11 protein-coding genes are annotated in these 12,956 nt (G+C 71.1%); 9 read left to right on the top strand and 2 right to left on the bottom strand.

Going from position 1 to position 12,956, the window contains the following annotated elements; all coding sequences use genetic code 11:
- Positions 1–35 precede the first annotated feature (35 nt).
- The 4 genes from AOP72_RS03410 to AOP72_RS03395 all read left to right on the top strand — a co-directional run bounded on the left by AOP72_RS03410 (position 36) and on the right by AOP72_RS03395 (position 5,832).
- Positions 36–926 carry a M15 family metallopeptidase gene (locus AOP72_RS03410; RefSeq protein ID WP_062132408.1) on the top strand — a complete coding sequence of 297 codons (891 nt, stop codon included), beginning with the start codon at positions 36–38 and terminating at the stop codon, positions 924–926.
- A gap of 86 nt (positions 927–1,012) precedes the next feature.
- Positions 1,013–1,987, top strand: a complete 975-nt coding sequence (locus AOP72_RS03405; RefSeq protein WP_193746342.1) for a serine/threonine dehydratase — start codon at positions 1,013–1,015, stop codon at positions 1,985–1,987.
- A gap of 276 nt (positions 1,988–2,263) precedes the next feature.
- Complete coding sequence (locus AOP72_RS03400; protein ID WP_062132402.1) at positions 2,264–3,070, top strand: FAD binding domain-containing protein; 807 nt, start codon at positions 2,264–2,266, stop codon at positions 3,068–3,070.
- On the top strand, positions 3,067–5,832 hold the full coding sequence (locus tag AOP72_RS03395) for a molybdopterin-dependent oxidoreductase (RefSeq protein WP_062132399.1): 2,766 nt from the start codon (positions 3,067–3,069) through the stop codon (positions 5,830–5,832). Before AOP72_RS03400 ends, AOP72_RS03395 begins: the two co-directional genes overlap by 4 nt.
- A gap of 27 nt (positions 5,833–5,859) precedes the next feature.
- Here the strand turns inward: AOP72_RS03395 and AOP72_RS03390 are convergent, their stop codons facing one another.
- Positions 5,860–6,849, bottom strand: a complete 990-nt coding sequence (locus AOP72_RS03390) for an XdhC family protein (RefSeq protein WP_062132396.1) — start codon at positions 6,847–6,849, stop codon at positions 5,860–5,862.
- Positions 6,850–6,958: 109 nt separating this feature from the next.
- On the opposite strand from AOP72_RS03390, the gene allB reads away from it, so the two are divergent.
- A complete protein-coding gene (gene allB / locus AOP72_RS03385) occupies positions 6,959–8,335 on the top strand; it encodes an allantoinase AllB (RefSeq protein ID WP_062132393.1) in 1,377 nt (458 codons plus the stop codon).
- On the opposite strand, the gene AOP72_RS03380 is transcribed toward allB, so the two are convergent.
- Positions 8,332–9,372 (bottom strand): peptidoglycan-binding protein, encoded by a 1,041-nt coding sequence (locus tag AOP72_RS03380; protein ID WP_062132390.1) that lies wholly within the window; start codon positions 9,370–9,372, stop codon positions 8,332–8,334. The two genes, allB and AOP72_RS03380, sit on opposite strands and share 4 nt — an antisense overlap.
- A gap of 160 nt (positions 9,373–9,532) precedes the next feature.
- On the opposite strand from AOP72_RS03380, the gene pucL reads away from it, so the two are divergent.
- The 4 genes from pucL to AOP72_RS03360 all read left to right on the top strand — a co-directional run bounded on the left by pucL (position 9,533) and on the right by AOP72_RS03360 (position 12,908).
- Complete coding sequence (gene pucL, locus AOP72_RS03375; protein WP_062132387.1) at positions 9,533–10,444, top strand: factor-independent urate hydroxylase; 912 nt, start codon at positions 9,533–9,535, stop codon at positions 10,442–10,444.
- Positions 10,445–10,455: 11 nt separating this feature from the next.
- The gene (locus tag AOP72_RS03370) at positions 10,456–11,886 is read left to right on the top strand and encodes an amidohydrolase family protein (protein WP_062132383.1); all 1,431 of its coding nucleotides are present in this window, start codon (positions 10,456–10,458) and stop codon (positions 11,884–11,886) included.
- Between the two features lie 270 nt (positions 11,887–12,156).
- Complete coding sequence (locus tag AOP72_RS13875; RefSeq protein WP_274519724.1) at positions 12,157–12,282, top strand: hypothetical protein; 126 nt, start codon at positions 12,157–12,159, stop codon at positions 12,280–12,282.
- Between the two features lie 53 nt (positions 12,283–12,335).
- The gene (locus tag AOP72_RS03360; protein WP_152650235.1) at positions 12,336–12,908 is read left to right on the top strand and encodes a hypothetical protein; all 573 of its coding nucleotides are present in this window, start codon (positions 12,336–12,338) and stop codon (positions 12,906–12,908) included.
- Positions 12,909–12,956: the final 48 nt, after the last annotated feature.

Here is a 12,956-nt window from a genome sequence, read left to right as displayed (position 1 = left end):
CGCCAGGCCGAGCGCCGCCCCCGTATCCTGGAACGGTGCCCTCCCGTCTCGCCCTCCTGACGCTCGCCGCCGCCGTCGCCCTCGGCGGCTGCTCCATCCTGTCGCCGACCCCCACGCCGACGGTGACCGTCGAGGCAGTGACCACAGCGACGGCCACGCCCGAGCCGGAGCCCGAGCCGGTGGTCTCCGAGCAGCCGGACCGCGACGACCACGATGACCTCTATGCACGCCCGATGTGGCTCGGCACGATCCCGCTGCCCATCCAGCCCGACAACCTGGGGCAGCGCAAGCCCACGCCGGAGGAGCTGCAGGACCGCAAGCTCGCGCCGCGCCCGTGGCTTCCGGACCCCGAGTCCGAGGACTTCGCCTACGAGATCACCGAGGTTCCGGACGACGTCGCCGCCCGCTCGTCGTGGCGCAACGAGTGCCCCATCGGCCTGGATGACCTCAGTTACATCACCATGACCTACTGGGGCTTCGACCAGCAGGCCCACACGGGGGAGATGCTGATCCACCGAGACCGCGCCGAAGAGGTGGTGGGCGCGTTCGAGAAGATCTACGACGCCCGCTTTCCCATCGAGGAGATGCGCGTGATCTCCCTCGAAGAGCACCTGTCCCCTCCCACCGGCGACCAGAACACCACCAGCGCGTTCTGGTGCCGACGCGTGGTGGGAGCCGCGACGGTGTGGTCCGAGCACTCCAAGGGGCTCGCGGTGGACATCAACCCGTTCCACAACCCGTACTACAAGGGCGAGGAGCTGTTCCCCGAGCTCGCCGAGTCGTACAAGGACCGCGCGTGGGAGCGCGACGGCATGATCTACGACCCCAGCGTGGTCTACGACGCGTTCGATGAGATCGGCTGGACCTGGGGCGGCCATTGGGAAGGCCGTGAAGACTGGATGCATTTCTCTGCCGAAGGCGGATGACCAACACAGTTCTGCCGAAGGCAGATGACGCACGGCCGATGCGCGGGTCCCAGACGATTCGCGGCATGGCACGGCAGACTGGTGGGGTGACCACGATTCCCACTGCTGACGACATCGCGCGCGCGGGCGAGGCCATCGCCGCCCACGTGCGCCACACCCCCATCATCGAGATCCCGGGGCACACCCTCGGCATCGACGCCACCCTGGTGTTCAAGCTCGAGTTCCTGCAGGTCACCGGGGCATTCAAAGCCCGCGGCGCGACGCACTACGTCGCGACGCAGCCCATCGCGCCTGCCGGAATCGTCGCGGCCTCAGGAGGCAACCACGGCGCGGCCGTCGCCTACGCCGCCCGCGAGTTCGGCCACGAGGCTCACATCTTCGTGCCCACCACCGCCAACCCGTCCAAGGTCGAGCGGCTCCTGAGCCTCGACGCGCAGGTCCACTCCATCGGCATCACGTACGGCGATGCCAGGGACGCCGCCGTCGACTACCTCGCGGAGCACGACGCGACCAGCATCGAGGCCTTCGACGACCCGGTGGTGATGGCGGGCGCGGGCACCGTCGCGATGGAGCTCGATCAGGACGACCGCGCGCAGTCCGGTCGCCACCTCGACGCGATGATGCTGGCCGTGGGCGGCGGCGGGCTCGCCGGCGGCGCTGCCGCCTGGTGCGGCGACCGCATGCGCATCATCGGCTGCGAGACCGCCGGCACCGCCTCGTATGCGGCTGCGGTCGAGGCCGGCGAGCCGGTGACCGTTCCCGTGTCCGGAGTGGCGGCGGATCACCTGGGCGCCCGGCGCATCGGCGACGTGCCCTGGGCCGCCCTCTCCCGGGCGAAGGCCGAGTCGGTCGTCCTGACCGACGACGAGGTGCTCGACGCGCAGGCGCGGCTGTGGCGACTGCTGCGGGTGGTCGTCGAGCCGGGCGTCGCCGCCCCCTTCGCCGCGCTGCTCACTGGACGCTGGGTGCCGGAGCCGGGGTCGCGCATCGGCGTCGTGCTGTGCGGGGCGAACGTGGTGATGCCCGCGGTCGGACGCACTCCCGTGGTCGAAACGATTTGATCCTCAGCTCGATATCCGATTGGATGGGCGCATCACGGCGCCCAGGACCGTCGGGGGGACCGTCCTGGGCGCCGTGGATCCAATCCGTCCGCGCGCGACCCCGCGCCATCGGCGCCGTCTGACCCACCCCGACACGGGCCACCACCGTTCCCCTGGTGTTTCGCGGACGTAAATTTCCCGTCGAATGGCGAGAACGACCCCTGCACTCGTGGCAGATTCGTCAGGAAGGCCGCCGAGGCAACGGCCGTGAGACAGGGGTCAGAAGAAGGTGGAGACGTGGATCTGACGGCGGTGCAGGGGGTCAGGACGGCGCGCTCACGGGCGGACCTCACGCTCTCCCCTGGCGAGCGCTACCTCGCCGGCGGCACGTGGCTGTTCTCGGAGGACCAGCCGGGCGTCACGGGCCTCGTCGACCTCTCCGCGCTGGGCTGGGACGAACTCGCCGTGACGGCCGAGGGCGATCTGCGCATCGGCGCGATGACCACCATCGGAGCGCTTGAGCGCTGGGCGGCGACGGCCCCGTTCCCTGCGGCTCCGCTGTTCGGCCAGTGCGCCGAGTCCCTGCTCGCGAGCGCCAAGGTGCGCTCGGCCGCCACCGTCGGCGGCAACATCGTGCGCTCATATGCGGCCTCATCGATGGTCGCGCTCGCCGCCACCCTCGATGCCACCGCCACGATCTGGAGTGCGGACGGAGCCGAGCGCGCCGTTCCCGTCGCGGACCTGCCCACGGGCAATGGCACCACCGCCCTCGCTGCGACCGAGGTGCTGCGCGACGTCATCGTTCCCGCATCGGCCCTGGAGGCGCGCACGGCCCACCGCCGCATCGCGCTGGCGCAGCATGGTCGCTCCGGAGCGCTGCTCACTGGGAGGCGCGACGCGGACGGCGCCTGCACGTTCGTCATCACCGCGGCGACCGTCACGCCCACGGTGCTGCGCTACTCCGGGCTGCCAGCGGCGGCCGCGCTCGAGGCCGACGTGCGCGACGCCGACGGGTACTACACCGACCCCCTGGGCACCGCGGACTGGCGGCGCCAGGTGAGCGCGGTGCTGCTGGCCGAGGTGCGCGAGGAGCTCGCGCCATGAGAGTCGACGGCGAGGAGGTCTCCGGCACGCCGGCGCCCGGGCAGTGCCTGCGAACGTTCCTGCGCGAGTCCGGACGCACGTCGGTCAAGAAGGGCTGCGACTCCGGGGACTGCGGGGCGTGCACGGTGCTCGTCGACGGCACAGCGGTGCACTCATGCCTCACGCCGGCGTTCCGCGCGATGGACAGCGACGTGACGACGGCGGCAGGGCTCGCCCCCGGCGATGACCTCAGCGCGCTGCAGGAGTCCTTCGTGGATCACTTCGGCTTCCAGTGCGGGTTCTGCACACCGGGCATGGTCGTGGCGGCATCAGCGCTGACCGAGGACCAGGCCGACGACCTCGAGCGCCAGATGCGCGGCAACCTGTGCCGCTGCACCGGCTACCGCGCGATCGAGGAGTCGATCCGGCACTGCGGCGATGCGCAGCAGGGGTGCGGCGGGTGCGAGCGCGGGCTGGCCCGAGTGACGTCGGCCGATGCGGGGGTCGAGGGCGTCGGCGCGGATGCGTCGCCTCCGGCGGCGAGGCGGGTGGTGCAGGGCCGCGAGCCGTTCACGTTCGACGAGCTTCCCGAGGGCACCGCTCACCTCGCGGTGGTGGGGTCGCCTCACGCCCACGCGCGCATCGTCGCGATCGACGCCTCCGCCGCGCTGGCGATGGACGGCGTGCTCGCCGTGCTCACCCAAGAGGATGCGCCGCGCGGTCGGTACTCGACGGCACGCCACGAGCACCGCACGGACGATGCGGACGACACTCGCGTGCTCGACGACACGGTGCGGTTCATCGGTCAGCGTGTCGCGGCGGTGGTGGCGGAGGACCCGCGCGTCGCGCGCGAGGCGGCGCGCCTGGTGAGGGTCGACTACGAGGTGCTGCCCGCGGTGCTCGATCCGGAGGCGGCGCGAGCCCCTGGAGCCCCGCTGCTGCACCCCGACCGCACACCGTCGGAGCGCGTCGCCGACGCCGGACGGAACGTCGTCGCCAGCGCCCACAGCGAGGTGGGCGATGTGGAGGAGGCCCTGGGGCGCTCCGCCGTGACCGCATCGGGCACCTGGACCACCGCGCGGGTGACGCACGCGCAGCTCGAGACCCACGGTTCGATCGCGTGGGTCGCCGAGGACGGCCGCCTCACGGTGCGCACCAGCTCGCAGGTGCCGTTCCTGGTACGCGACGAGCTCGCACGGCTGCTGGACCGTGACCCGCAGAGCGTGCGCGTGTTCACGGCGCGTGTGGGCGGCGGGTTCGGCGGCAAGCAGGAGATGTTCACCGAGGACATCACGGCGATCGCGGCATTGGCCGTGGGCCGGCCCGTGGCGTACGAGATGACCCGGGACGAGGAGTTCACCCGGACGGCCGTGCGCCATCCGTTCCGCGTCACGGTGCGAGCCGGCGCGGACTCCGCTGGGCGGCTCACGGCGCTGACGGTGGACGCGCTGAGCGACACGGGCGCGTACGGCAACCACGCGGCGGGCGTGCTGTTCCACGGCTGCCACGAGTCGATGGCGCTCTACCGGGTGCCCGCCAAGCGGCTCGACGCCGAGGCTGTCTACACGAACAACGTGCCCTCCGGGGCGTTCCGCGGCTACGGGCTCGGACAGGTGATCTTCGCGATCGAATCCGCTCTCGACGAGCTCGCGATCTCGCTCGACATGGACCCTTTCGAGTTGCGGCGGCTCAACGCGGCGCGGCCGGGCGACCCGTTCGTGGTGGCGGGCGAGCCCGACAAGGACCTCATCTTCGGCTCCTACGGACTCGACGAGTGCCTCGAGCTGGCGCGCGACGGCCTCGCGGCGCCGGACGACGTCCCGGCCCCTCAGGGAGACGCGTGGGCGCTCGGCGAGGGAATGGCCGCGTCGATGATCGCGACGCTGCCGCCGCGCGGGCACCGGGCAGTCGCCACGGTCAACGTGGGCGCCGACGGCGTGTACCGCGTAGGGGTCGGCACCGCCGAGTTCGGCAACGGCTCCATCACGGTGCACTCTCAGGTCGTCTCGGAGGCGCTCGGCGTGCCCCGAGCGCGCGTCGCCATCACGCACGCCGACACGGACGCGGTCGCATACGACACGGGCGCATTCGGCTCCACGGGCATCACGGTGGCGGGCAAGGCGCTGCACGCGGCGTGCCTCGAGCTGCGCGACGCACTGGTCGCTGCTGGCGCTCGAGTGCTGGGCGTGAACCCGGCCGACTGCGAGCTGGGACCTGACGGGGTCGGCGCCGGGGGCATCACCGCGTCCTTCGGCGACGTGGTGGCCGCAGTGGACACCGAGCACTCCCGTGACGGGGCGGCCCACGCGGAGGTCTCCCTCAATCAGCTCATGCGGTCCGTGTCCTACAACGTGCAGGCCTTCCGCGTCGCAGTCAACGCTGACACCGGCGAGGTGCGGATCCTGCGGTCCGTGCAGTCGGCGGATGCAGGGACGGTCATGAACCCCGAGCAGTGCCTGGGTCAGATCGAGGGCGGCGTCGCTCAAGGCATCGGCTCATCGCTGTACGAAGAGGTGATGATCGACGGGTCCGGTGCCGTCGAGAACGCGGCCTTCCGGCAGTACCGGGTTCCCCAGATGGCCGACGTGCCGCGCACCGAGGTGCTGTTCGCGTCCACCTCGGACGCCCTGGGACCGTACGGTGCCAAGTCGATGTCGGAGTCGCCGTACAACCCCGTCGCCCCGGCGCTGGCGAATGCGATACGGCGGGCCCTGGGCGCTCGACCGTACGCGCTGCCGATGTCGCGCGATCGCCTCTGGCGCCTGATGGCCGCCGCGGACTGACGGTGGCCCGCCGGCCCGCGAACCGCCTCAGGCGAGAGCGGCACGCACGTGAATCGGCCCCTCGGCCTCGCTGAGGCGAGGAGCCCGAGCCGCCCGCGCATCGGCCACCATCTCGGCCACGATGGCGACGGCCGTCTCAGCGGGCGTCACGGCGCCCAGGTCGAGCCCAATGGGACTGCGCAGGCGGCCGAGCGCTTCTGCACCCACACCGGCCTCGTGCAGCAGCTCGCGACGGCGCGCATCCGTGCGACGCGATCCCATGGCGCCCACGTAGGCGGCGTCGGTCGCCAGGGCTGCCGCCAACGCGGGGATGTCGAAGCGCTCCTCGTGGGTGAGGACGCAGATCGCGTCCCGGGCGCCCACGTCGGTGCCGGCCAGGTACTCCCCTGGCCAGGCGCGGACCACCTCGTGCGCGTCGGGGTGGCGTGCCGCGGTGGCGAACGCCGGGCGCGCATCCACCACGGTGATGCGGTAGCCGAGAGGGCGCGCCGCCGTCGCGAGCGCGGACGAGAAGTCGACCGCGCCCACGATGATCAGCCGCGGTGCTGCGGGGCGCCTCAGGTGGAGCACGCCGTCCTCGAGCCGAGTCCCGGCGGAGTCGGTGGTGGCCGGGGTCGACGCCGCGCCCTCGTCGAGCACCAGGTCCAGCGCGGCTGCCTGACCTCGCGAGGCCGCTCGCAGCTGCTCCCGCACCCCCGCATCGACCGGAGTGAGGACCGTCGCGACCACGGAGAGATGACCACCGCAGGACAGTCCCGCCGCGAGAGCATCGCCGTCGGTCAGGCCGAGCGTCGTGGCCGGCTCGGCCTGGCCCGCGAGCGCGGCCGATGCGAGCGCGTGCGCCTCTGACTCCACGCAGCCGCCCGAGATCGCGCCGATGACCTCGCCGTGATCCGTCACCGCCATCGCGGAGCCGACGGCCCGTGGCGCGGATCCGTGCACGGCCGCAACCGTCACGACTCCCACCCGGTGTCCGGCCTCGAGCGCCCGCTCGAGCTCGGCGGCGATGTCCAGCATGAGCCCAATGTAGGCGGAGGACGTTTCGCGCGCGTTGCGGCGTCACTGCCACGCCCATGCGTCACCGCTTGGACACGCGCGCGCAACATCGGGGCCGTACTCTCACGCCATGACGGACTTCGACCTCGTGCTGCGCGGCGACCGTGTGCTGATCGACGGTGCCTGGAAGCGCGCCGCCGTGGGCGTGACGGACGGCGTCATCGCGCGCATCGGCCCTCGCCACGCCGAGTGGACCGCGACGCAGGCAGTCTCGCTCGCCACCGACGAGGTGCTGATCCCCGGCGTGGTCGACACCCACGTGCACGTCAACGAGCCGGGGCGCACCCACTGGGAGGGCTTCGCGACCGCGACCCGCGCCGCCGCTGCGGGCGGAGTGACGACCATCATCGACATGCCGCTCAACTCGATCCCGCCCACCACCACCGTGGCAGCGTTGGAGGCCAAGCGCGCGGCGGCGATGGAGAACGCGGCCGTGGACATCGGGTTCTGGGGCGGCGCGATTCCCGCCTCTCTTGGCGCCCTCGAGCCGTTGCACGACGCCGGGGTGTTCGGCTTCAAGGCTTTCCTGTCGCCGTCGGGGGTCGACGAGTTTCCGCATCTGAGCGCCGCGCAGCTGCGCGAGGCTCTCGGCGAGACGGCTGCGTTCGGAGGGCTCGTGATCGTCCACGCGGAGGACCCTGCGCGCCTGGAGACGTACGGCGGCGGTCGCTACTACGAGGACTTCGTCGCCTCGCGGCCCGAGAGTTCCGAGACGAGCGCGATCGCGACCATCATCTCCGCGCTGCGCGCGACCGGCGGCCGCGCCCACGTCCTGCACCTCAGCTCCGCCGCTGCGCTGAATCAGATCCGCGGGGCCAAGGCTGAGGGCCTCCAGCTGACGGTCGAGACGTGCCCGCATTACCTGACGTTCGACGCGGACCACATCCCGGACGGAGCGACCGAGTTCAAGTGCTGCCCGCCGGTACGCGACGAGGACAACCGCGAAGCATTGTGGGCCGCACTCGTCGACGGCACCATCGACTTCATCGCCTCCGACCACTCCCCCGCGACCGCCGAGCTCAAGGTGGGCGCGGACGGCGACTTCGGCCGCGCGTGGGGAGGCATCTCCGGGCTGCAGGTGATGCTGTCGGCGGTGACGTCCGGCGCTGCGGCACGGGGGATATCGTTCGAGACCGCCGTCTCGTGGCTGACGTCGAAGCCGGCGTCCTTCGTGGGCCTCGACGACAAGGGCACGATCCGCGAGGGCGCCCGCGGGGACCTCGTGGCGTTCGCGCCGGGTCGCGCATGGACGGTCGAGGCCGCGGACCTGGAGCACCGCAACAAGGTGTCGGCGTTCGACGGCCGCAGCCTCACCGGGCAGGTCACGCACACGTGGGTGGGCGGTGCGCAGGTGCACCCGCCCGTTCCAGACGCGCCACTCGCGGGCCGTATGATCGCGCGGCCAGCGCTCGCTGTGCAGAGCGCGGCAGCGGTCGACCCGGGCTAGTCGCGACGTCCGAGGGCGAACAGCGGATCTCCCGCACTGATCGCGTCGCCCTCGGACACATAGATGGCCGTCACCACGGGAGCATCGTGGTCGGTTCGCTCGGTCCCCGGCTCGACGTCACCGATCCACACCAGCCGGCTCTCATCAAGCTCATCGCTGTCGATTCCCTGGTCGGCGTTGAACTGCCGGATGGCCTCGCGAGAGTTCGAGCCGATGGCCCCGTCGAGCTGTCCCTCGTAGTATCCGAGACGCGCCAGAATGTGCTGGATCGCGTGGTCGCGCGTCCACGCTCCCTCTGCCCTGTTGTCCTCGTCAGGCGTCCATCCGTCTTCCGATGACAGCGGGCCTGGGCCTGGATAGGCGATGATGGGCAGGCCGTCGATCTCCGCGACCACGTCTCCGGCCTCGAGCGTGTCGCCCGTCGTCACGCGAAGCGACGTCACCTCGCCCGACGTCTCTGGGCCCACGCCGAAGGGCATCGGGCTGAAGCCGCCGGCTGCCGCCACATCGATCTCGTTCCGAGGAGGCTCACTCGACCCAGCGTCGACGCACGAGACCGTGCCCAACGCCGTGATGGCACGCGCGCCAGCGTCGATGGTGAGGGACCAGCAGCCGCCGGCGTCGCCGGACCCCGCGAACCAATCCGATCCCCCACCCGTGGTCGCGGAGGCCGAGGTCTTGACAGCGAAGGTCACGCCACCGCTGCCCATGTCCTGTTGCAGGATCTCGGTGAACGACCTGCCGCGTGGCTCGTCCACACAGTCTCGGAATGCGCTGCCCGCGTCGGAGGCGGCGGCGCCTGCGGGGAGGCTCGACACCGCATCGGCCGTGCAGGCGGTCACGATCTGGAATGCGACGATGCTCGACGACTCAGCGGCGCCTCGCGCATCGCGGTCCTCGGATGACTGGTGCAGGCCCACCAGGACGATCGGCACCAGGACCACGAGCGCCAGGCCGACAGCGATCACGATCGCCGCGACTGCCGCCGCCTTGCGCGCGGTGCGGCGCCACTGTGGTGCCGAAGTGTCCTCGGGCATCTGTCCCCCCAGTCCCCGCTGTCCACATTACCGAAGGTGAGAAGAAGCCGCTGCTTCGCACGATGCACCGCTCGCGAAACGCCACCGAAACTCGGAGTGGATAACGTGAGGGGATCCGCAGGCGTGCCACCGCGCCGGCACTCGTGTGAAAGGCGTGATCATGGCGATCGTTCTGGGCGACCATCAGTACGGCAAGGCGGAGAACCGCATCGTGCGCATCGTGCGCAACACGGCCCGGCACCAGATCGCGGACGTCAACGTCTCGACCTGCCTGCGCGGCGACTTCGACGCGGCGCACCTCACCGGCGACCAGGCCACGGTGCTCCCCACGGACACCCAGAAACAGACCGCGTACGCCTACGCGAAGACGGTCGGCCTCGAGTCGATCGAGGCCTACGCCCTGGCCCTCGCGTCTCACTTCGTCGACGACGTGGAGCCGGTGCACGAGGCGCGAGTCGAGGTCGAGCACTACGAGTGGACGCGCGTGGACGCCGACGGCAGCGGCGCCGGGCACGATCACACCTGGGTGCGCTCGGGGCAGGAGGTCCGGACGGCCTCTGTCACCGTGACGGGCACGGCCGATGCGCGGCGCTCCTGGGTGACGGGCGGCCTCAAGGACCTGATCATCCTGAAGTCCACGGGCAGCGAGTTCCACGGCTTTCTCGAGGACGAGTTCACGGTGCTCGAGCCCACGCACGACCGCATCATGGCGACGGCGCTGAACGCCAAGTGGCGGTTCGATGGCACCGATGTGGACTGGAACGCGGCGTACGCGACCATCAAACGAGCGCTGACGAGCACCTTCGCCGAGCACCACTCGCTCGCGCTCCAGCAGACCCTGTATGCGATGGGCACCGCCGCCCTCGAGGCCGTGCCGGAGCTCGTCGAGGTGCGGATGTCCGCGCCCAACAAGCACCACTTCGAGTACGACCTGGGACGGTTCGGCATCGAGAACCACGGCGAGGTCTTTCACGCAGACGACCGCCCCTACGGCCTCATCCAGGCCAGCGCGATCAAGGACGACGCGCCCGACGCCGGCCCCGCGTGGAGCCAGTACACCGGTCTCGTCTGAACGGCGGCGGCATGTCTCACACCCCCGGCACGCGCGTCTTCCGCGCACACCTCTTTCACATCGCCGGCTCGCCCGCGCAGCAGGACGTGACGCAAGCGCTGGTGTCGATCCCCGACGGCGCACTGGTGGTGAGCGGCGACCACGGCGAGATCGCGTGGGTGGGCCCGTGGGCGGACCTGCCTGCGGAGCACGCGGCCGCCCCCGTCACCCGAGCCGACTACCTGATCCCCGGATTCGTCGACTCGCACGTCCACTACCCGCAGTCGTACGCGACCGCGGCGCACGGCGGCGGTCAGCTGCTCGAGTGGCTCGACCACTGCATCTTCCCTACCGAGACCCAGTACGCCGACCCGGAGTTCGCCGGCCGCGCTGCCCGGTACTTCACCCGCAGACGCATCGCCGCCGGGACAACGGCGGCCATGGTGTTCGGCAGCGCCTTCCCCGTGGCGCAGGACGCGCTGTATCGCGAGACGCTCGCCTCTGGCCTGCGGATCGTGTCGGGTCGCGGGATTCAGACGGTCGGTCCCGATGCCGCATCGGCTCTCATCACCGACGAGAAGACGGCCATCGACCTGGTCTCGAAGGAGATCAACCACTGGCACGCCGTGGACACGGGCGACCCCCGCACCGCGCGCGTGCAGGTCGCGATCGTGCCGCGCTTCTCCCTGTCGGTCACAGCCCAGACCCTCGGAGCGCTCGGCGAGCTCTACGACGAGGCGCGCATGCGCGGCGTGTACTTCCACAGCCACCTGAACGAGAACAACCGCAAGGGCGACGGCGAGATCGCCGCGGTGCTTGGCACCTACGGAGTCGAGACCTACCTGGACACCTACGACGGCAGGTTCCTGAGCGGCTCGCGCGAGGGTGGGCGCACGCTGCTGGGCCGGCGCTCGTCGCTCGCGCACGCTGTCCACTCGCAGCCGCGCGAACTCGCCCGCATGGCCGAGACCGGCACGTCCATCGCCCACTGCCCCACGTCGCAGCTGTTCCTGGGCTCGGGAACCATGCCGTGGCGACGGACGATCGACGCGGGCGTGAATGTGGCCTTGGGCACCGACATCGGCGCCGGCGACGAGTGGCTGATCTCCCGCGTGGCCGGCGACTGCTACAAGGTCCACATCTCCGAGGAGGGCGACGCCGGCACCGCGCTGCACCCCGCCGAGCTGCTGTTCGCCGCGACCCTCGCCGGCGCGCGCGCCCTCGACATGGAGCACGCCTTCGGCAACCTCGATGTGGGCAAGGAGGCGGACTTCCTGCTCATCGAGAAGTCCAGGTGGGAGCCGCTGGACGGCATGCTCACCATGGGCATCCGCTCGGATGACGAGGCGGAGGCGACGCTCGAGGAACTGTTCACCCTGCTGATGGGCCTGCGCCAGCCCGCGATCGCCGGCGTGTACGTGCAAGGCCAGGAGGTCGTCACTCCGGGCCTCGACCCGGACTAACCCCTCGCCCCTCCCTCCTCCCGCCCCCTCCCGCTCCTTCCCGCCTTAGCGTCCCAGGGGGCGCTCAGTGTCGGTTTCGGCGGGTCCGTGTCGCCTGGAGCACGCTGACTGTCGCTTGCTACCGTGTCGGCCATGCACCCGGTCGCCAAACGCTGACTCATCTGGGCCGCCGTCCTCGCCGTGGTGGGGTCCATCACGTTCGTCTACGGCCCCGATATCCTCTACCGCCTCAGCGGAGGACTGAATGCACAGGACCGAGCAGGTGGGCGCGTGCTCGGATTCGCCCTGAACATGGCTCACAACTTCGCGCTCCCGCTCGCGGCGGGCCTGGTCACGGCAGCGATTGTGATCCAGACCGTCGGCCCGCGCGCGGAACCGGAACCCATCGACGACTGACCACCCGGCGCCCGCATCGGCCTCGCACGAGGTCAGCCCGCTAGCGTGGAGGGGTGATGCGCTGGTCGACCCGAACCGACGAGGCCACGTGGTTGGCGAGTGACGACGAGACCGACCTCGTGCTCGGGCCCACCGGCTACGAGGCCTATGCACGCCTGCGCCTGCTCCCCGATCCCGTTCGGCCACGCCAGCAAGAAGGCGACGTCCCCTCGTGGCCGGACGAATACCCCACCCGCACCGCCCTGTTGGCGGATGCCGTCGATGCCCTCGCACCTCACACGACGACGGCGGACGACGCCCTCTTCCTCGTCTGGGACAGTGGCGTCAGCACGATCCCGGCGGAGGTCCGTGCGCGCTCGCACCTCCCCCTCACCAACCGCGACACCTACCTGGCCGAAGGCACCCTTGCGGAGCTGAGGAACTGGCACGACAACCTGCGACTCGACGAGTACGACAAGCCGTGCTTCATCTGGCCCCGCGACCGCGCATGGTGCCTCGTGCACGACGTCGATCCCCACTTCGCGGGTGCCTGCGGCACGCCCGCCGCGATCGCCGCCCTCCTCGCCGTCCCCCGCCTTCATGCGGTACCCCAGGACCGCGCCACAAGGCCGCCCCTCTACTACTGACCACCCCGCCCGAGCATGGGCTGGGTGGGGCGCCAAGGCCTGAGGCGG

It is taken from the genome of Demequina aestuarii, assembly GCF_000975095.1.
In the GTDB taxonomy this organism is placed as follows: Bacteria; Actinomycetota; Actinomycetes; order Actinomycetales; family Demequinaceae; genus Demequina; species Demequina aestuarii.
Note: the sequence above shows the minus strand (reverse complement) of the source record. Positions and strands in the feature narration are given on the sequence as shown.